The sequence below is a fragment of the Erysipelatoclostridium sp. MSK.23.31 genome, from assembly GCF_019125875.1.
GTDB classification, from domain to species: Bacteria; Bacillota_I; Bacilli_A; order Erysipelotrichales; family Coprobacillaceae; genus Thomasclavelia; species Thomasclavelia ramosa.
On the sequence record NZ_JAHOCB010000001.1, the window covers coordinates 67,725 to 88,930 of the forward strand.

20 protein-coding genes are annotated in these 21,206 nt (G+C 31.5%); 7 read left to right on the forward strand and 13 right to left on the reverse strand.

Features of this window, described 5'->3' with window-relative positions:
* The first annotated feature begins 38 nt into the window (after nucleotides 1-38).
* Nucleotides 39-257 carry a helix-turn-helix domain-containing protein gene (locus KSU54_RS00340; RefSeq protein WP_008790949.1) on the forward strand — a complete coding sequence of 73 codons (219 nt, stop codon included), beginning with the start codon at nucleotides 39-41 and terminating at the stop codon, nucleotides 255-257.
* 29 nt (nucleotides 258-286) lie between these two features.
* Here KSU54_RS00340 and thrB read toward each other — a convergent pair whose 3' ends face one another.
* Nucleotides 287-1,180: a homoserine kinase gene (gene thrB / locus KSU54_RS00345; RefSeq protein WP_003537141.1), complete on the reverse strand. Its 894-nt coding sequence runs from the start codon at nucleotides 1,178-1,180 to the stop codon at nucleotides 287-289.
* A gap of 9 nt (nucleotides 1,181-1,189) precedes the next feature.
* Nucleotides 1,190-2,674 carry a threonine synthase gene (gene thrC, locus KSU54_RS00350; protein WP_003537139.1) on the reverse strand — a complete coding sequence of 495 codons (1,485 nt, stop codon included), beginning with the start codon at nucleotides 2,672-2,674 and terminating at the stop codon, nucleotides 1,190-1,192.
* Nucleotides 2,675-3,003: 329 nt separating this feature from the next.
* On the opposite strand from thrC, the gene KSU54_RS00355 reads away from it, so the two are divergent.
* The 3 genes from KSU54_RS00355 to KSU54_RS00365 are packed head-to-tail and all read left to right on the forward strand — an operon-like array spanning nucleotide 3,004 to nucleotide 6,439.
* Nucleotides 3,004-4,158, forward strand: coding sequence for a homoserine dehydrogenase (locus tag KSU54_RS00355; RefSeq protein ID WP_003537138.1), 1,155 nt, complete (start codon nucleotides 3,004-3,006; stop codon nucleotides 4,156-4,158).
* Nucleotide 4,159: 1 nt separating this feature from the next.
* Nucleotides 4,160-5,401 (forward strand): aspartate kinase, encoded by a 1,242-nt coding sequence (locus tag KSU54_RS00360; protein WP_003537136.1) that lies wholly within the window; start codon nucleotides 4,160-4,162, stop codon nucleotides 5,399-5,401.
* Between the two features lie 3 nt (nucleotides 5,402-5,404).
* The gene (locus KSU54_RS00365) at nucleotides 5,405-6,439 is read left to right on the forward strand and encodes an aspartate-semialdehyde dehydrogenase (protein ID WP_003537130.1); all 1,035 of its coding nucleotides are present in this window, start codon (nucleotides 5,405-5,407) and stop codon (nucleotides 6,437-6,439) included.
* Nucleotides 6,440-6,552: 113 nt separating this feature from the next.
* On the opposite strand, the gene KSU54_RS00370 is transcribed toward KSU54_RS00365, so the two are convergent.
* The 7 genes from KSU54_RS00370 to KSU54_RS00400 all read right to left on the reverse strand — a co-directional run bounded on the left by KSU54_RS00370 (nucleotide 6,553) and on the right by KSU54_RS00400 (nucleotide 13,259).
* Complete coding sequence (locus tag KSU54_RS00370) at nucleotides 6,553-8,742, reverse strand: bifunctional diguanylate cyclase/phosphodiesterase (RefSeq protein ID WP_029481154.1); 2,190 nt, start codon at nucleotides 8,740-8,742, stop codon at nucleotides 6,553-6,555.
* Nucleotides 8,743-8,851: 109 nt separating this feature from the next.
* Complete coding sequence (locus KSU54_RS00375) at nucleotides 8,852-9,283, reverse strand: winged helix-turn-helix transcriptional regulator (protein WP_003537121.1); 432 nt, start codon at nucleotides 9,281-9,283, stop codon at nucleotides 8,852-8,854.
* 26 nt (nucleotides 9,284-9,309) lie between these two features.
* Nucleotides 9,310-10,470 carry a cytochrome c biogenesis protein/redoxin gene (locus tag KSU54_RS00380; protein WP_003537119.1) on the reverse strand — a complete coding sequence of 387 codons (1,161 nt, stop codon included), beginning with the start codon at nucleotides 10,468-10,470 and terminating at the stop codon, nucleotides 9,310-9,312.
* Between the two features lies 1 nt (nucleotide 10,471).
* A complete protein-coding gene (trxA, locus tag KSU54_RS00385; RefSeq protein ID WP_003537117.1) occupies nucleotides 10,472-10,780 on the reverse strand; it encodes a thioredoxin in 309 nt (102 codons plus the stop codon).
* A 24-nt stretch (nucleotides 10,781-10,804) separates the two neighbouring features.
* Nucleotides 10,805-12,124: an FAD-dependent oxidoreductase gene (locus KSU54_RS00390; RefSeq protein WP_003537115.1), complete on the reverse strand. Its 1,320-nt coding sequence runs from the start codon at nucleotides 12,122-12,124 to the stop codon at nucleotides 10,805-10,807.
* A gap of 110 nt (nucleotides 12,125-12,234) precedes the next feature.
* Nucleotides 12,235-12,900, reverse strand: coding sequence for a nitroreductase family protein (locus tag KSU54_RS00395; RefSeq protein ID WP_003537113.1), 666 nt, complete (start codon nucleotides 12,898-12,900; stop codon nucleotides 12,235-12,237).
* Nucleotides 12,900-13,259, reverse strand: coding sequence for an ArsR/SmtB family transcription factor (locus KSU54_RS00400; protein ID WP_003537111.1), 360 nt, complete (start codon nucleotides 13,257-13,259; stop codon nucleotides 12,900-12,902). Before KSU54_RS00400 ends, KSU54_RS00395 begins: the two co-directional genes overlap by 1 nt.
* A 183-nt stretch (nucleotides 13,260-13,442) precedes the next feature.
* Here KSU54_RS00400 and KSU54_RS00405 point away from each other — a divergent pair, with 183 nt between their 5' ends.
* The 3 genes from KSU54_RS00405 to KSU54_RS00415 all read left to right on the forward strand — a co-directional run bounded on the left by KSU54_RS00405 (nucleotide 13,443) and on the right by KSU54_RS00415 (nucleotide 17,002).
* Complete coding sequence (locus KSU54_RS00405) at nucleotides 13,443-14,120, forward strand: TVP38/TMEM64 family protein (RefSeq protein WP_003537109.1); 678 nt, start codon at nucleotides 13,443-13,445, stop codon at nucleotides 14,118-14,120.
* 75 nt (nucleotides 14,121-14,195) lie between these two features.
* Nucleotides 14,196-14,906, forward strand: a complete 711-nt coding sequence (locus tag KSU54_RS00410) for a response regulator transcription factor (RefSeq protein ID WP_008790938.1) — start codon at nucleotides 14,196-14,198, stop codon at nucleotides 14,904-14,906.
* 8 nt (nucleotides 14,907-14,914) lie between these two features.
* Nucleotides 14,915-17,002, forward strand: coding sequence for a sensor histidine kinase (locus KSU54_RS00415; RefSeq protein ID WP_003537105.1), 2,088 nt, complete (start codon nucleotides 14,915-14,917; stop codon nucleotides 17,000-17,002).
* Nucleotides 17,003-17,073: 71 nt separating this feature from the next.
* Here the strand turns inward: KSU54_RS00415 and KSU54_RS00420 are convergent, their stop codons facing one another.
* The 4 genes from KSU54_RS00420 to KSU54_RS00435 form a co-directional block, all read right to left on the reverse strand.
* Nucleotides 17,074-17,970 (reverse strand): DegV family protein, encoded by an 897-nt coding sequence (locus tag KSU54_RS00420; protein ID WP_003537104.1) that lies wholly within the window; start codon nucleotides 17,968-17,970, stop codon nucleotides 17,074-17,076.
* A gap of 52 nt (nucleotides 17,971-18,022) precedes the next feature.
* A complete protein-coding gene (locus KSU54_RS00425) occupies nucleotides 18,023-18,742 on the reverse strand; it encodes a hypothetical protein (protein WP_003537103.1) in 720 nt (239 codons plus the stop codon).
* Between the two features lie 87 nt (nucleotides 18,743-18,829).
* Nucleotides 18,830-20,527, reverse strand: coding sequence for a sensor histidine kinase (locus tag KSU54_RS00430; RefSeq protein WP_003537102.1), 1,698 nt, complete (start codon nucleotides 20,525-20,527; stop codon nucleotides 18,830-18,832).
* On the reverse strand, nucleotides 20,514-21,197 hold the full coding sequence (locus KSU54_RS00435; protein WP_003537100.1) for a response regulator transcription factor: 684 nt from the start codon (nucleotides 21,195-21,197) through the stop codon (nucleotides 20,514-20,516). The genes KSU54_RS00430 and KSU54_RS00435 overlap by 14 nt, the downstream gene beginning before the upstream one ends.
* Nucleotides 21,198-21,206: the final 9 nt, after the last annotated feature.

Sequence of the window (21,206 nt, forward strand, 5' to 3'; positions counted from 1 at the left end):
AATTAGACTAATCTATAATTGAAAAAGGCGGTGATATGATGCAATACAAACGATTAAAAGAGCTTCGAACTAAATATGGCTACACTCAAGAAAAAGTAGCCAAATATTTACATGTCGATCAAAAAACATACTCCCGCTATGAACTAGGTCAACACGAAATGACGCCTGATACGCTTGGAAAACTTGCAACTCTCTATGATACCTCCGTTGATTATCTAATTGAAAGAACTGATAATATAAAAAGTTTTACTAAATAAAAAACGTTTGATGTTCCAAACGTTTTTTATTATTCATAATCAGCCGTGTAACCACGATTATCTAATTCCAATTTCACAACTTGCCAATCTTTAATTAATGCACCTAGCTCTTCTTTAATCCGAACTACACCCATCTTATCCTCACCACGAATAACAGCCATTATTGTTGGACCAGCCCCCGACAAATAAGCCCCAAGTACTTTTTCATCTTGTTCTAAAACTCCCATGATTTCATTAAAGCCTTTAATTAAATCACCACGATATGGTTGATGCAAACGGTCTTTAAAGCCTAATTTTAGCCCCTCATCATATCCATTAATCAATGAAGCAACCATCAACGCTAAATGAGATACGTTTTTAATCGCGTCAGCTCTTGGCAAAACCTGTGGTAAAACTGATCTTGATTGTTCAGTTGATAATGTAAATGGCGGAATCAATGTAACAAACCGATAGTCATGTTTAACAGGGATATTTAATGTTAATACATTATCTTCTTCCATTACTGATACTGTCAAGCCTCCAAAAATTGCCGGTGCCACATTATCAGGATGACCTTCAATTGCAGTTGCTAATTCTAGAATTTCTTGTCGATCTTCAACTTTATCTTTAAAAGCAAAAGCCCCAACGATTCCTGCTACAATACAAGTAGAACTACTACCCAATCCACGGGTATAAGGAACATCCCCACTACATTCAATATTTACGCCTTGATATTCTAAGCCACAAATTTCAGCAGCTTGTTTAAAAGCCTGGTAGGTCATATTTTCTTCATTACAAAACTGTTCTGGACAACCAGTAATATTTAAACCTTGATCAGCCAGTTCAAAGGTAAAGGTATTATATAAAGTCAGTGCCAACCCTGCAACGTCAAATCCGGGTCCTAAGTTAGCACTTGTCGCTGGTACTTTTACTTTTACTTTCATGCTAACCTCCTACATTGCTTCTATTTCTGATTTGATAAAACTAATAATCTCAGTTTTATCAATCGCTTCTTTATGTAACACTTCACGCTCTTTAATTCCTGCTAATGCTTGAGGCACAGGAACACCAGTCTTTTCACTTAATTTATCAATTGCTGTATAAACATCAAGTTCTTCCCCATAAATAGCTTGATAAACTGATTCAGGGAACTTATAAGGAGATGCAGTTGATAATAATACTGTTTTAGTATGGTCTCCAGTCTCCTGCTGATATTGTTTTAGAACACCATAACCAATGGCAGTATGCGTATCTAATAAATATCCAGTTTCATTGAAACATGTTTTAATTGTAGTTAAGATTTCATCTTCACTTAAACATCCTGCTTTAAACTGATCTTTAATTTTAGCAAAAGTTGCATCATCTACTTCATAAACACCTTCGCTATTTAATTTATCCATATATTGACGAACTTTTTCTCCATCACCATCAGACATAAACCAAACCAATCTTTCTAAGTTACTAGATACTAAAATATCCATAGCTGGAGCATTTGTTTTATAAAACTCACGATTTGCATCATATTTACCAGTAGTAAAGAAATCTGTTAAAATATTATTTTTATTTGAAGCACAAACAAATTTATCAATTGGTAAACCCATTTTTTTAGCAAAATATCCTGCTAAACAGTTACCAAAATTACCACTAGGAACACAGAAATTAATCTTATCTCCTAATTTGATTTCGTTATTTCTTACTAATTCAAAATAACTATGGAAATAGTAAACGATTTGAGGAATCAAACGTCCGACATTGATTGAATTTGCAGATGATAAGAAAACATTATGTTGATCACTTGCAACTTTCAATTCTTCAGATGCAAAAGCTTTTTTTACCGCACTTTGAGCATCATCAAAATTACCGTGAATTCCTACTACCTTAACATTCTTTCCTGTTTGACTGACCATCTGTTGTTGTTGAATCGCAGATACCCCATCCAAAGGATAGAATACTTTGATACAAGTTCCCTCAACATCTTTAAAACCTTCTAATGCCGCTTTACCAGTATCGCCACTAGTAGCTGCTAAGATCATTACTTCACGTTCCTCTTTTAATTGTTTTAAAGATAACGTCATTAAATAAGGTAGTAACGATAATGCCATATCCTTGAATGCTGCCGTTTGTCCATGGAATAGTTCAGCAACATAAACATCACCAGCCTTTTTTACTGGTACAACGATTTCTGGAAATAATCCTTTTCCATACGCATTTAAACACGCATCATGAATCAATTCTTTTCCTTCTTCAGGTACAAATGTACTTAATACTTCAGTTGCTAAATCAACATAATTCAATTTAGATAAAACATCTAAATCCATCTTTGTAAAATCAAAATCCGGCACTAATAACCCACCGTCTTCCCCAATTCCTTGGACGATAGCCTGATAAAAATTAATCTCTTTTTGTTGGTTTCGTGTACTTATATATTTCTTTTCCATTGTTCATCCCCCTGTGTGATTTAAACTATTGTATACAATTTATTTATATAAGTCAATACATACTTATTATAACATATCAAAGTAAAATAACTTTGATTATTTCAATTATTATTGATTACCATTGACTATTGTATACAATCGTGGTAATATGTCATAAATTAGGAAATTGGAGGACCGAGATATGTTATCAATGAACATGTTTGCAATAATTATGGCAACGATTAGTTCCATTATTGTGCATGCTCAATAATATATTGGTTCTGCTATTTATTTAATGATATTGGGACCTTATTTTAAAGGTCTATTTTTATTATATAAGGGGGAATTAGATGAAAATCGGTGTTATCGGACTAGGTACTGTTGGTTATGGAGTTATCGAAATCCTAACTAATGAAAGAAAACGTCTCGAAAAAGTCATTAATGATGAAGTAATGATTAAATATGGTTGTGGTCTTGAAGAGGTTGATCTACCAGAGGGGGTAATTTACACAAAAGACTTTAATGATGTTATAAATGATCATGAAATTGATGTTGTAGTTGAATTGATTGGTGGAGTAACTGTCGCTAAAACAATTATTTTAGAAGCTATAAGAAATGGTAAACATGTTGTTACTGCCAATAAAGCATTATTAGCCCATGATGGTAAAGAAATCTTTATGGCAGCAAAAGAAAAAAATGTCCACATTTTCTACGAAGCTAGTGTTGGTGGCGGAATCCCTGTTTTAGTCAGCCAAAAAGAAAGTTTAGTCGCTAACAACACAAAAGAAATCATTGGTATATTAAATGGAACAACAAACTTTATTTTAACTTTGATGGAAAATGAAAATTTAGATTTTGATGAAGCTTTGACCATTGCCGATGGCCTAGGTTATGTTGAAGCAAATCCAGCATTGGATTTAGATGGAATCGATGCTGCCCATAAAATTTGTATTTTAGCTCAAAATGGATTTAAAAAATATATTGATTTTGATAAAATTAGTGCTAGTGGAATCCGTAATGTAACTAAAGTTGATATGGATTATGCTAAAAAACTGGGATATCGTTTTAAGATGATTGCTCAGGCAAAAGAAGTTAATAACGGAATTGGAATTGATGTCGCAGCTACTCTAGTTAGTAAAAAAGAACTAGTAGCAAACGTCATGGATGCATATAATGTAGTAGAGATCGATAATGACTATGTTGAAAATGTTATTTACTACGGTAAAGGTGCAGGTCGTTATGTTACCGCTTCTGCAGTTGTAAGTGATATAATTAAAACTACCCAAGTAGAAAGATGGGATCATGATTATGAAGACTGCTCAAACATCTACCCGATTACTAAATCTAAGTATTATCTTAGAGCAAATAAGCCATTAGATGTTGATTATGAAATGTACTTCACTGAAAAACACGATCACATCTACATTACTCATGAAATTGAGTTAGCAGATCTAACTACAGATCTTGGTGATACAGAATACACAATTTTCAAAGTGAGGGGATAAAATGAACATAATTGTCCAAAAATTTGGTGGTACTTCCACTCGTTCGCGTGAATCACGTTCAACCATGTACAACAATATTATTAGAGAAATCAATAATGGTAATAAAGTTGTTGCGGTTGTTTCGGCGATGGGTCGTTATGATGATCCATATGCTACTGATACACTATTATCAATTGTTAATACCCAGCAGTTAACAGATGAGGAGATTGATCGTCTAACTAGTATTGGTGAAACAATTTCAACTTTAGTTTGTAAAGGAGAAGTTGCTTCTCTCGGTTATCGAGCGGCAACAATCACTAATTCAGAATTAGGAATTGTTACAGATTCAACTTTTAATAACGCAACGATCAATAAGGTTGAAGGTAAAGATATTATTGAAAAATTAAAATACGCTGATGTCGTATTTTGCCCTGGTTTTCAAGGGCATTCTATCCATGGTAAAATTACCACTTTAGGTCGCGGGGGGAGCGATTTATCAGCAGTTGCAATTGGGGTAGCAATTGATGCTAGTGAAGTAGAGATATACAGTGATGTAAATGGAATCTACACTGCTGATCCAAGATTAGTTCCTGATGCTCTTAAATTGGATTGTATCAGTTATGCAGAAATGCTGGAACTAGCTAAAAATGGTGCTAAAGTTTTAAATCACCGTTGTGTTCAATTAGCAGCTAGTCACAATATTGCAATTCACGCCCGTTCTTCATTTGAAGACACTAAAGGGACATATGTTATAGGAGATGAGCGCATTATGAAAGAAAATTTAAATCAATTAATTATTTCCGGAATCACCGGTTCACAAAATGAAGCGCGGATCACTTTAGTTAAAGTAGATGCCACCAACAATAGTGCGGGAAGCTTATTTGAAAAAATTGCTGATGCTGGCGTTAATGTAAATGTATTTAATCAAGCATTAGTTGGAGGCGGAAGAATGGATATTTCACTAGTTATTAGTGATGTTGATGTTCCTACTGTCGTTGATATTATCAATGATTTAAAACCACAGTTAAATGCTGATCGTATCATTGTCCGTGGTAACATTGGTAAAGTATCGGTTATTGGGGTTGGAATTAAAAATAATCGTGGAATGTTCCAAAAAGCATATAATACATTAAGCAGCAATGGTATTAATGTTGAAATGACATCTTGCTCAGAAATAAATATTTCTTGTTACATCGATCGTGACGATGTTAAAAAAGCACAAATTTTATTACATGAAGCGTTTTTAGGAAAGGTTGGTAAATAAAAAATGAAAAAATATAAAGTTGCAGTCGTGGGGGCTACTGGAGCCGTCGGAAGAGAAATGTTAAGATGTATCTTCCAATTTAAATTTCCTTTTGAAAGTATTAAATTATTAGCATCAGCTCGTAGTGCAGGAAAAGTTGTTGAATTTGAAGGTCATGAATTTACTGTTGAAGAATTAACAGAAAATAGCTTTGAAGGTATCGATGTAGCGTTTTGGTCTGCCGGGGGAAGTATTTCTGAAAAATATATGCCATTCGCTGTTAAAGCTGGGTGTGTCAATATTGATAATACTAGTCATTTCAGAATGGATCCTGAGGTGCCATTAGTAGTACCTGAAGTAAACGGAGAAGCTTTAAGAAATCATAAAGGAATTATTGCTAATCCAAACTGCACTACTATCCAAATGGTTAGTGCTTTAAATCGTTTAAATGAATATTTTGATATCGAAAGAATCATCGTTTCTACTTATCAAGCGGTTTCAGGAGCAGGTGTTGCAGGAATGGAAGAATTATACCGCCAGTCTCAAGAAATCTTAGATGGTAAAGAACCTGTTGCCAAAACATTACCTTGCGCTGGGGATAAAAAACATTTTCCAATTGCTTTCAATTGCATTCCACAAGTTGATAAATTTGATTTAGACAATCATTTTTCTAAAGAAGAAATGAAAATGGTTAATGAAACTAAAAAAATCTTCAATAAAGATATCAAGGTCAATGCTACTTGTGTTCGTGTTCCTGTACTTCGGGGACATTCTGAATCAGTATATATTGAAACTAAAAAACCAATCGATATTGATAAAGTATTCGAGCTACTAAACAATTCTACTGGGGTTGAATTATATGATGATATTGAAAATCAAATCTATCCAATGGCTAATTTATTTGTTGGAGATGAGTTAGTACACGTTGGACGTGTTCGTAAAGATTTAGATAACCCTAACGGATTAAGTTTATGGGTAGTTGCCGATCAATTAATGAAAGGTGCTGCTTACAACTCTGTTGATATTGGACTTAAAATGATTGAAATGGGCTTAATTTAATAAAAAAGGAATTTTATTCGATGGTGATATGCCCCTTGTTAAGTAGATAAGGTAAATAACCAAAATCTACTTAAGGAGGAGCGTACCATAGCTTGAATAAAGTTCCTTTTTATTTATTTATTTATATTTTCCAATACAAATAATGCTTCAAATTCTTTTAGCAGCATCGGCCGATAATAATAATACCCTTGAATATAATCACAATCATGAGCTTCAAGAAACTCTTTTTGTTCAATCGTTTCCACTCCCTCGGCTACAACTTCAAGGTTTAACTTATGACATAATTGGATTATCTCTTCAATAATAATATGACTGCGAGTATGTGTATAGTCATTTGTTCTAAAAAACTCCTGATCAATCTTCACTACATCAATAGGAAGATCTTTTAAGATATTCAAGGATGAATATCCGCTTCCAAAATCATCTAATGCTACTTTAAAATGATAACTTTTTAATTGATTTAAAATCTTAATTAACTCTTCTTTATGATTAAGTGCTGTTGTTTCTGTGATTTCAATCTCTACTTGTTCGGGATTAACATTACACGCTTTAACCAGATGAATCAATTTATCCACATATCCCTCATTAAAAATATAAGTTCTTGAAACATTGACAGAGATACTTATCTTAATACCATAATACTTGTTCCAATAATCGATCTGTTCCAAAGCTTTTTTAAAAATATGGAAATCAAGAGCTTCCAACATTCCGTTTTTTTCATAAACCGGGATAAAATCACCAGGTGAAATAATATTGTACTCAGGATGATGCCAACGTGTTAAAATTTCGCCTGAGCAAACCTTCCCTGTTTGAAGATTTACTTTCGGTTGAATGTAAGCTTTAAAATGATTAGCTTTTAACGAATCTTGAAACTCTTTTTCAATTTGCAATGCATAAAGCTCTTTTTGAAAAACTTCTTCTTGATAAAAGCTCACATCATCTTTTGATAAACGTTTTAAATCATTACTAGTATATTGAGTCTTCTTGAAAGCCAAATTAATGTCAACATCATCCTCAAGAATTTTATAAACACCAAAATGGAAATAATATGGTGAGGTATTATATTCTTTCGCAAATTCACCTCTAATATAATTGGCTAACACAAATAAACGATTCTTGATTTGTTCAAAGTCATCACTATCCAATAAAATTACAAAATGATCGGCAGATTGGCGACAGCAAAATTCTTCATTTTGACATTGAGTATCTATGCAAATAATAATTTGTTTTAATAATCTATTAGCAATCTCTTCTCCATATATTTCATTAAACCATTTAAATCCTTTAACATCACAATTTACTAAAACATATTTAGATAAATGATTGATATTTTGACAATATTCAATAAACCGATAGTAATTATAATGACCAGTAATCTCATCTTCATAAGCTAATTTAGTAATTTGCAGCTTATTTTTCCCTTGAATAAAATAAAAATAAGCAACTACGACTGCACTGCCAACCCCAATTATAAGCCAGGTAAGATAAGCTGTTTGAATAAAATTTTGAAACTTCCCAGTTACAGCTTCTTTGGGAAAAACAGAAGCAACTAGCCAATCATTACCTTCAATATTAGCATAAATCAAATAATTAAGAGTATTATTTTCATCACGAAAGTTTATTATGCCCTTCCCATTTATATCGATATCATTAAGATCAATGCCATTCAACGATTCAATATTATTAAAATCATCTGTCTTCTTATTACTTAAAACAACATCACCATTTTCATTAAAAATAAATGCATAGCCAACATTATTATAAGTTGCAGACGACAAAATACTTGATAACTTATCTGTATAAAAAGTAGCAAACAAAACCCCACTAACTTCATTATGTTTATATATTGGTACAGAATAAACATTGATTGCCTCACCATCCGTATAATCAGTAATACTTTTCGAGGTTACAGTTTTACCATTTAATGAATCTTTAAAATAATCTCGATCAGAAATATTAAAAGTCTGATGATCAGAGGTTACTACATTTCCTTGTAAATCTGCTATACCAAAACGCTTTACCCCATCCCTTTGTGCCAACTGGTTTAGATAATCAAGTAATGGCTCTTGAAGAATTCCATCTTGTTGAATAATTAAACTTATCGTCGTTAATTGGGTCAAATTTTCATTGATCCGGTTTTTTATTGCTTTAGCTGTCTGATTGGTTAAATCATTCAAATACTCGTCAGTTTCACTATACAGATTATCTGACAAGTTATTAATATACAAAGTTGCTAAAGTTCCAAAGAGAATTAATAGTATTATTGCAACAATAATTGATTTCTTCATTATTGAACTTCTCATTATCTTCACCACTCTTTCTTCTATTATAGCTAATTCTATAAAGAAAAGCATTAAAATAAAAAGGCCATAGCCTAAATAAGTTAAATAAACTCATTTGACTATAACCATATTATTCTTTGGGAGCAATTTTTAAATCTTCCTTATTAATAATTTCACCACATTCTTTACAACGATAAACAATCTCGATTTCACCTTGACATCCATCATGGCTAATACATTTATAACTTTTATCTAAATGGCGATCACCCCAGATAATCAAAGCATTATAAATATCATCAAGATCAATACTTTTAGCTGTTAAACTATATCGATAACGGGGAGGATGTTTTGAATATAGTTCACATTGTAATAAATCATCTTGACAGAGCTCCTTAAGTCGATTTGATAATAAATTTGTAGGGATACCTGGTAATGACTCATGAATCTCTTTATAAGTATGTTTTTTTTCTTTTACCGCATGAAGAATCAATAATGTCCATTTATCACCAATTATATTTAATGTTTGAGCGATATTACAACAAAGATCATATTGCTTTTTCATTTTATTCACCTCAGTTCAATCATATCTTACTTGCCTTTTAACGTTCGGTCAATAATATTTTCCATCATATCACTCGATAATTGTCCAACTACAGAGCCGTATACATTCCCATCACGATCAAACATATATGTTGTTGGTAAGCTTGTAATCTGAAAGCTACTGCTTAAACGACCATCATCAAATATAACTGGCATAGTAAAGCCTTTTTCTTTTAAAAACTTTTTAATTCCAGCAGCATCCATTTCCTGACCTCCTGGCATTACAACTGTTAGAATAGCTATATCTTCACTATTTTGATATTTTTCTGAAAGTTTTTGAATTTCCGGCATTTCTCTTTGGCAGGGAGGGCACCAAGTTGCCCAAAAATTCAAAAATACTACCTTTCCATGATAATCAGCTAAGCTAATCGGTTTATCATCTTGATTCAATAAAGCATTGCCATAATTAACCGAATCATCACTATTTTCAGCTTGGTTAGTGGATACTTGCCCTTGTGAAGGTGACATATAATTGCTAATTGTATTAAGTTTGCCACTAAACATCATCAAACCAAAGATAATCAAAATAACAGCGCCTATTTTAGTTGTATATTTAACTATATCACGATGGCTATTTAACCAGTTTAAAGCTTTATTTGTAAACAATCCTAAAACTAGAAATGGTAAAGTAAAACCAAAAGCATAAATAATCATTAGAAAATTACTATACCAAAAATCACCTGAACTAGCTGCTAAAAGTAAGATTGATGACAGCGCTGGCCCAATACAAGGAGTCCAAGCAAAACTAAATGTAAATCCCATGATAAACGCCACCATCACATTCATTTTATTATCTGTTTTTAAAGAAAAACGGAAAGTTCGTTGTAAAAAATTTATTTTGATAAATCCTAACTGATAAATTCCTAATAAAACGATAAGAATACCGCCGATTCGAACAAATAAAGTCATGTGTTCTTTTAAAAAACTTTGTAATAAATTTATTGACGCATTCATCAGAAAAATTGCTAAAAGTATCCCAAAGATAAAGCTGATTGTAAATAATAATACTTTTTTATTTGAGTTTCTTTTTTCGTTACTATTACCAGCTAAATAGCCCATATAAATAGGAATTATTGGTAAAACACAGGGTGAAAGAAACGATACTAACCCTTCAACAAAAACTAATGCAAGACTTATATGTGTTGCCATTTTAACTTGTAATCATTGCTAAGATTTCAGGATATGGAATAAATCCAATTTTTTGATTTACAATCTGTCCTTTTTTAAAGGCTATTAGTGTCGGGATTGTTTGAACCCCATATACCGCAGCAATTTCTGGATGTTTATCAACATCAATCTTTATCACTGTAGCATCAGCATTTTCTTCCGCTAGTTTTTCAATATTAGGACCAATCATCTTACATGGTCCACACCATGTTGCAAAAAAATCTACTAATACTTTTTCATTTTTGATTAATTCATCAAATTCTTGTTTATTTGGATATAATACATTACTCATTTTTATTTTCTCCTTTTTTCTATTTTATAAATCAAACAAATCATTTAACGCTTCAGCCATTGTTGGATGTGTAAAGATTTGGTTCTTTAGGACCTTGTAAGATAAATCATTATTCATCACTAAAGTTACTAAATTAATTAATTCTTCTGAATGTTCACATAACAATACACAACCTAAGATTCGCTCAGTTTTTTTATCAATGATCGCTTTCAACAATCCTTCTGGTTTTTTTAGAACATTAGCTTTAGGTACTGCAGCTGTTAATAACTTAGTCACAATCACTTCATAACCGGCAGCTTTAGCTTCTACTTCACTTAAACCAATTCTTGAAAAAGTTGGTGAAATAAATACCGAATAAGCAATATTACCACGATTTAAAGTAGAACGCTTTTTATCACCAAATAGATAATCCATAACAATTCTTGAATCATCTAAAGAAATATAAGTAAACTGAAGACTACCTTTTACATCACCAAGAGCAAAAATATTTTTCTTTGTTGTTTGCAGATACTTATTGACTACAATTTCACCTCGTTGGTTAACCTCAATACCTGCAGCATCAAGATTTAAATCAGCTGTATTTGCCTTACGACCAGTAGCCATCAATATCCCGGCGAAGCGTTGTGAAACTTGGTCATTATAAGTAACTAGAACTTCTTCGCCTTCATTAGCAAGAGCTTGAATATTAGCATTAAAAACAAACTTAACACCTTGTTTTTCTAAAATTCTTTGAATTTCTTCAGCAATATCCCGATCCTCACGAGCAATCAAACGATCATTACTTTCATATACTGTTACCTCGCTACCATAACGTGCATACATACTAGCAAATTCTAAACCAATATATCCACCGCCAATGATTGCTAAGGTTTTTGGCAGTTCTTCTAATTTCATCAAACTAGCACTTGTGTATACTTTGTTAGCAGTTGCTAGCCCCTTAATTGGAGGCATAACTGGAGTAGCTCCAGTATTAACAAAGATCAGGTCACCAAAAATTATTTCTTCTTCATTTTCGGTACAGATAGCTACATGGTGGTCATCCACAAATTTGGCAGTTGCTGTAATTACATCAACATTTTGTAAATCAGCTAATTTTGCATAATTCTTATTACGTAATTTAGTAATTAAATCCTCTTTATTAATTATCGCATCATGATAATTATATTTTTCTGCTTGAGTGATTAATGATTTTGAAGGAATACACCCTTCATTGATACATGTCCCACCATACATTTGAGCGGATTTTTCAATTATTGCAACCCTTTTTCCTAATTTTGCCATCTTACCAGCAATTGTTTTACCACCTTTTCCAAAACCAATTATTATTGCATCATACTGTTTCATTTTCAGTTCCTCCGTTCCTTACATTTACACTTTAACATAGTAACTTTATTTTTTCAAGTAATTTGATTTAAGAAAGTTATAATTAATAAAAAAACTGGATTTTTCCAGCTTTATTGCCATATAAAGTTGTTCGTTCCAGCTCCAATTTCAAAATGATATTTAACAATTCCTAAATCTAGCTTTGTATAAAAACCCAGACCCGGCTTTACTTTGACAGTATTATCATTAAGGATAAACTTAAACTTTTGTTGATTCATCGCTGTTGGCGCTAATAAAGCAGTTTTAACACCTGTTTCAAACCAACTAGGCATATCTCCAGTAACTTCACTAACTTGCTCAATCGTCTTAATTTTATGTGTAGCTCCATTATCAATACCATAACCAAGTGTAATCAAGCAACATAAACGCTCATCATCGTCAATCACAAAGGCACTTTTAACTTTCTTGTATGTCAAAGCCACCCAACAACTGTTCAATCCAAGCTGCTGAGCTTTTAAAACGATTTTCTCACCATAATAACCGCACATTTCCTCAAGTTTCACACTCTTTTTTCCAATTAATGCCAAATAATTTTTGACCCCACTGAATTTACCATAATGAGCCATAAAGTTATCAAAGGCTTTTGGTTCATCCAAAATCAATTGAATATTTAAACCACTTGTCTGATTACATTGATTAATAAAATCCAATAATTCTTTTTTTATAGAATCTGGAATTTCTCTATCTTGATACATTCTGACTGAATGCCGTTTTTGAACTGCTTCTAAAAGTTCCATTACTCTTCCTCCATTTCACACCTTGATACATTATTCATAATCTCTTTAATATGCTGAAATAAATTAATCAGTTTATCAATTTCACAATGCTGCGGTTCTAAATAATAATAAATACAAGTCTTAACTTTCCGCGTCTTAACAATTCCTGCCTGCTTTAATATTTGTAAATGATGAGATACCGCCGGTCTAGAAAGATTTACTTTGGGAGCCAAATCAATTACCCGACTACCATCACATGAACCTTCAAGCATAATCAATAATAAATACATTCTTGTCTCATCACCAAGTGCATTAAAAACTTTTTGACTCGCTAAAAATTGTTTTCTCAAAGATTCGCTATCTTGAATTGTATTTTTCATCGATTCATCCTCCCTGTTCAAATATTTAAACACTTGTATTATAGCATAATAACTGTTACTTATTTTATCGGTAAAGAAAATCAAGATAGAGATATTATCTTTAAGTTTTCTTTAGAATCACTTTTTAACTTTTGCTAGTTATGTTTTAGATTCGTTGTCTATACTAATAACGAGGTGAAAAAGATGGATAAACTAAATGAGCATAAAAAAAACCTTTCGCTTTTAATAACCGGTTTCATAATTATTACAATTCTGTGTCTAGTTCTTTATCATTTTTTTGAAAACTTTTTAAATGATCCTATTGAATTGAAAGAAAAGTTAACTGAATTTGGTAGTTGGGGAAAATTAATTCTTGTTGCTGCTATGGCAATCCAAGTTATTTTTGTTTTTTTACCAGGTGAAATAATCGAGATTGCTGCCGGATTTAGTTATGGAACTATTGAAGGGATGGCAATTTGTTTACTTGGTGCTATTATTGGTACTATCGTTATCTATGCTATTGTTAATAGATATGGCATCAAGTTAGTTAATCATTTTTATGATACTAACAAATTTAATGAAATTTCATTTTTAAAAAAAGAAAAAAATCTTGAAATTATCCTCTTTGTCATCTTCTTTATTCCCGGCACTCCTAAAGACATTTTAACATACCTTGCACCTTTTACGCGTTTAAAACTTTCAAGTTTTATATTCATTACTAGTATCGCTAGAATCCCATCTGTAATTACAAGTACAATAGGGGGCAACGCTATCTCAAATCAAAATTATCGTTTTACAATATTTATTTTTGTAATTACTGGAATTATTTCCATTTTTGGCCTTCTTAGCTATAAGCGTTACATCAAGAAAAAAAATCTTTAGAAAATCTTTTGAAATCATTTCTACTATTCTTTAATGATTGGCTTTATAATTAATATTATGAAAGAGGGTATGAGGATGAATCAAGATAATATATTAGTGGTAGAAGACGAAATTGAAATTGCCAAAGCCATTGAAATATACTTAAAATCACAAGGTTATAATGTATATATTGCTAATAACGGGAAAGCTGGTTTAGAGATGGTGGAAAGATATGATATCCATCTTGCTATCGTAGATATTATGATGCCAGTAATGGATGGAATTGAAATGACAATGAAAATAAGGGAAAATTATGATTTCCCAATTATTTTCTTATCCGCTAAATCTGAGGATATTGATAAAATTACAGGATTAAATATTGGTGGTGATGATTATGTCACCAAACCATTTGTTCCAATGGAACTCCTAGCGCGTGTTTCTTCACAATTACGACGCTATCATAAATATTTAAATATGATCGGTAAGATTCAAGAAGATCAAGCAGCAAATAAATATGTTGTGGGTGGTCTAGAACTTGATCTTGATACCAAAGAAGTTAGTGTTGACGGTAAAGCTGTTAAAGTCACTCCAATTGAATTAAAAATTCTCGAATTACTAATGGAAAAGCCCGGGAGAGTTTTTTCAAGCGAACAAATTTATGAAAATGTTTGGCATGAAGCTGCAATCAACACAGAAACAGTCATGGTTCATGTGCGAAATTTGCGAGAAAAAATCGAAATTAACCCTAGTAATCCCCAATATTTAAAAGTTGTCTGGGGTGTCGGTTATAAAATTGAAAAACAGTAGGTGATAAAATGAACAGAAAAAAAATAATTTTTTCAATTTTAACAATTGTAATTATTCTCCTTAGCAGTGTTGGTATATATAGCTGCTATGAGGTTGTAGAAACCAGTAACGGGAAAAGTATTAACTTTTCAAGTAATCAAATTCTTTATGATATTTTTGACAATATCTATGCTCTGAGCTTCCAGCTTGACAATGTCAGCAAAAAAGAAGGTATTCCAAAATATCTTACTGCCAACGAAGAAGCTAGTGATGAATTTTATCGGAATAATATTTTATATTGTCGTGAAATGATGTCTGAAAAGAAAAATATTAAATACTATGCAGAAGGCAATAATAATAGCTTAGGTAATACTAATGACGATATAAAAAACATTCGTAACAATAAAGAATTGAAAGAAAAATATCAATGGTATTTAATGATTCACTTTGATGAAAATGGTCAATTTAGCTATGATACTTTAGGCTGTTTAGTAGCTGGCAATCAAAACTATGAACTAGTTTGGAATAATTATAAACAAACATATTTTCAATATCTCCAAGAGTATGATGAAGATAGTACATTGCATAATCCAGTAAATACAACTATCTACTTTGCCGTTCCCCATAAAATCGTAAGCAATTCAATTGATACGATTGCCTGGTATAGCGAAAAAAACAATCGAACTATAAATGTTGAAAATATTGTGCCATTTGCTGCAATTGCTGTAGCTGCTGTTGGCTTATTTATCTTATTAGCTCCATATGAAACAATTAAAGAAATCAACATCTTTAAATATCCCGCTAAAATCAAATTAGAACCATTAGTAATTGGGATTACATTGGCATTTGCAGGAATAATCGTTGTAATTTATGGTTTAATTCTCGATACCATAAACGGCTATTACATTACTAAATTGTCAGGGATTGGTTTTGGTGAATCAAGTGAACTGATCCTTGGAGCGATGAATGTACTATCATGGGCAGCTTTTTTATTCCTATGTATGTTCTCTGTCTTTTATTTAAAATCATTCTTTAAAGAAGGGATTATTAATTCTATTAAAAAAAATACTGTTTGTATTTGGTTACTTAATGTATTAAGAAAGATAATTTATAAAGCCAGTAGATTTGACTTAAATGATGATACAAATAAAACAATTCTTAAAATCGTTTTAGCAAACTGCTTAATTATATCAATAATCTGTTGTTTCTTTACCTTTGGTATTTTCTTTGCCTTAGTATATTCTGCCATTTTATTTATTATTTTAAGAAAACGATTTGATGAACTTAAACATGATTATGAAATTCTATTGGATGCTGTTAAACGTTTATCAAACGGTGATTTTGATGTTGAAATCAATCAAGATATTGGTATGTTTAATTCTTTAGGTACTGAATTTTCTAATATTAAAGATGGCTTTGAAAAAGCTGTTAGCGAGGAAGTAAAATCACAAAAAATGAAAACTGAATTAATCTCTAATGTCTCTCACGACTTAAAAACACCATTAACCTCCATCATTACTTATATTGATTTGTTAAAAGACGAACAACTTGATTATGAAAAAAGAAAAGAATATCTCGATACACTAGATCGTAATTCACTTAGATTAAAGAACTTAATTGATGATCTTTTTGAAGTTAGTAAAGTCAATAGTGGTGATGTAAAACTCAACCTTGTTGATGTCGATATTATTGCATTGATCCAGCAAGCTAAGTTTGAATTAATAGATAAATTTAACGAAAAAAGCCTAATTTTTAAAACTGCTTTTCCAAATGAAAAAATTATTTTATCATTAGATAGTTTAAAAACATATCGTATTTTTGAAAATCTCTTAATGAATATTGGAAAATACGCTTTAGAAAATACACGTGTTTATATCGATATTGACAATAGTGATGATGAAGTTACAATCACTTTTAAAAATATATCAGCAGATGAAATAAAAGTTAGCGAAGATGAATTAGTTGAGCGTTTTGTTCAAGGTGATACTTCAAGAAATACTAGTGGTAGTGGCCTCGGTTTAGCTATTGCTAAAAGTTTCACTGAACTGCAAAAAGGTAATTTTAAAATTAGTGTTGATGGTGATTTATTCAAAGCATCGGTAACTTTTAAAAAATAATTTCATACAAAAAGACTTGTATCCTAACAAATAAGGTCTACAAGTCTTTTTATCATAATTGAATTTTCATTTTACTTTTGTAATTTTTCAAGTAGACCAACACCTAGTGGATGTGGTCCTGTATGAACACCGATCGTTGCTCCAATTTGCCGAATTGGTACCTCAGCACTAAATGATGGATCAAACCCTTTCAAAGCAGCAAGGAATGTTGTTTTAAACTCTACAGCCTCATCATAATCATAACCAAATCCTATACAAAAACGATATTTACTCAATTCCAAATTATCTTCCTTAAAATAATTAATAATTTGTTCAACTATCTTTTGTTTAGATTTTTTTCGTCCGCGTGTTAATCCGTTATTAAATATTTCTCCTTCTTTAAGCAAGATCAAAGGTTTAATTCCCAAAGCTCCAGCCGCAATTCCTGATAATTTTCCAACTCTTCCACCATGAACTAAATAATCCATACCACCAATAGTAAAGAAGATCCTTCCAGTGATTTTAATTTTGTTAATATATGCAACCGTCTCCTCAAAGGTTGCACCCATCTGCTTGTATGCAACCGCTTCTTCTACTAACATTCCTTGTAATACCGTATTAACGGTAGCATCGATAACTTCAATTTTCACATCAGGAAATTCATCAGTAAGCATATTTTTAGCATTCATTGCTGAATTATATGATCCCGAAAATTTTGTTGTAATACAAATACAAATAATATCAATACCATCTTTAGCCAAAGGTCCAAAAACATCTAAATAATCTTGAATCGACGGCATTGACGTTTTAGGAAATACTTTGGGGTTATCAATCATAAATTGATAGAAATCACGGATACCCAATTCAACAATTTCCTTTTGATGATTAATCCCATCTGTTGATACATAAAAAGGTACTACTGACACATCAAGCTCTTGTGCACGTTCGGTTGACAGATCGCAAGATCCATCTGTTATAATCTTATACATTCTTTTTCCTCTTCTCTATAATACTATAATTATAACCCCTAATTATTAACTTTTAATAAACTACTTTACTTTTTCTTTTATTGATCAGCGATAAACTCCGTTCTATTTCAGCTTGGACAACTGGATTTTGAAAATCCAGCTGTTTTAAAAAAGCCTCACTTTGATTAAACGACGATAAACAAATGATCAATTTCCATTTCATCAATTCATTATCATGATAACGTTCAAATGATTGAATAACTGTTTGATAATTTTTAGCAGTTGCCAATTCTTGATGATAAAAAACCATCCAGCCAATTGCATCAATTGCTTCTGCAACCACTTTATCTTCAGGATAATTAATGATTTCTAAAATCGTAGAAAAATAATCAGGATTCATTTTAGCCATAGTTCTAGCAATAATATCCCGTGGCAAAGGATAGCTTTTTTTCTTTGATACCTTTTCAGGAATCGTCCGATGTTGATTACCTCTAATTGTCCCCATATAAGGAATCATTCTTTTTATTGTCAACTCATTTCCGGTAGTCAAAATATCGCATATTTCTAATTTAGTATATAAGGCTTTTTCTTTAACCAACATTCTAAGTAAGATTTCATCAAGTTCATTAATGTCAACAAAGCTTCTAAGAATAAATAACGCCGCAGTACGATTTACGGCTGTTTTATCTTTTAATAGTTCTAATAACTCCTCTTTTGAATATAAAAAGTAGGGTTCGGCTTCTGTATTTGTTAAAAAGCCACGTTTTCTAAGTGTTTCAGTATCTGTTTTCATAGTCTTATTATACCAAAAATTAATTCGCTTAAAAAGTTTATTACTACTTCAATCTACAAATAAAAAGCCACAGTTATCAAACTGTGACTAAATAACTTCTTCTTCCATTGGTAAAGTTACTTTAAATGTTGTTCCTTCATGTAATTTACTTGTTAATGTAATATTTCCTTGATAATATTGAACGATATGTTTGACAATCGCTAATCCTAGACCAGTTCCCCCTGTTTCTTTATCACGACCTTGATCACACCTAAAGAAACGTTCAAATACTCGTCCTTGATCAATTTTTGAAATTCCTCGTCCAGTATCACTAACTTCAATGATAATATTACGACCAAATTGGTATGACTTAATTATAATTTTACCACCATCAACATTATACTTAATTGCATTAGTAATCAAATTACTTAATAACTGATGCATATGCTGATGATTTGATGTATATGTAATATCTTCTAATTCTTTATCTACTTGTAAATGTTTCTTATCAATCTCTACTTGCATCGTATCAATTATCTCATCTACTAGTGGTGTTAAATGAACTGGATGCTTGATTACATCAACATCTTTATTTTCTAATCTCGATATCATTAAAATATCATTAATTAAAGTAGACATATTATTCACTTCATCATGAATTTTATCCAATGCTTTTTTTGAAGCATCTTTATCATTGATAACTCCCGTTTCTAATAATTCACTATATCCACGAATCGAAGTCATTGGTGTTTTCAACTCATGAGAAACATTAGAGAAAAATTCCTGACGCATCTTCATAGCATTATGCTGCTCAGTAATATTTACAAACAGCAAAGTTACCCCATAATCAACCTTAGCGACATAACAGTTATAGAATTCTTTTTCCTTTTCAACTTCAACTACCTGTTGTTCATCACTTAAATGGTCAAGTGCATTAATAATTTTAAAGTCAAAAATAAAGTCTTTGATTGAACAATTTAACTTGATTGTATGACCATATAATTTTTGAGCTTTACGATTAACCATTAAAACTGTTAAATCACTATCTAATAAGACAAAGCCCTCTTTCATTTGATCAAGAATCCCATTGATTTTTATTTGTTCACTTTTAAGCTTTTTCATAGTATCATGAATTGTTTTAGCCTGTTCTTCCAATTTTGAAGCAATGATATTAAACTCATCATATTTATAACTATCAAATTCTAGTTCACGATAATCCTTCATTTTTGTAACCTGTGTCGTAATATCCTGAATTGGTGCTGTCAATGTATTAGCAAATCGTTTCGATAAGAATAAAGCAATGACTAACGACATTATCGCGCCTACCCCTAGCGGTCTAACCAAAGTTGGAAGATTATCAAAAATACCATTATATGGTAAAGCCAGACGAACTATATATCCTTTATTAAATACTGCCACATAGAGCATATTTCTTTTAACAGTACTTGAGTAACGGGTTGCATAACCAACCCCTTCACTTAGAGCCTGTTTAACTTCTTCACGACCTTTATGATTTTCATCAATTTCTTCACTACCACTATCTGCTAATACTTCACCATTAGTATCAATGACAGTTAATCTAGTTTGATCATTGTAAGCAAGTGGATTCAATGCATCTACTTGTGCTTTTAAATCGTGTGATTCATCTAATTGATAATCAACCAACTTAACCGCGTAAAGCATATCATGTTTAGTATTTTCCAACATTTGACTTGATAAAATAACCATTGAAACACTGCTTGATAAAACTAGAGTGACTAATAAAACTGTGAGAAAATAGCGAAAAATAGTTTTATTCACTACCATCACCTTCCTCATAAAAACGATATCCAACACTACGTATCGTCTTAATATACTTATGGCCATCATCATTTAATTTACTTCGTAAAGCACGAATATGAACATCTAAAGCACGAGATTCACCAATAAAATCATATCCCCAAATTTCGTTTAATAATTCTTCACGTTCAACTACACGATGTTTATTATCCATTAAATAGACCAATAATTGATACTCTTTATTAGTTAATTCTAATTTCTGATCATCTAATTTTACTAAACGTGTTTGCTTGTCAACAGTAAGATGTTTAGTTCTAATAATATCGCTAGTAACATGGCGTCTTAATAATGAGCGAACGCGAGCTTGCAATTCAAGAATCCCAAACGGTTTAGTCATATAGTCATCAGAACCGCTATCTAAACCATTAACCTTATCTATCTCACGATCTTTAGCACTTAAAATTAAGATAGGTAATTCACTATCAGTTTCACGAATTTCCTTGATTGCATCAATTCCGCTCATTTTTGGTAACATTAAATCAAAAATAGCTAATGATGGTGCTTTTTTATCAATTTCTGCCAGTGCATCGATAGCATTATCAAATTGAACAACTTCATAACCATTGCTTACTAATGCTAAATTAATTATCTCGCGGATATTTTCATCATCTTCAACTACAAATATACGTTCACCCATGTTCAGTCC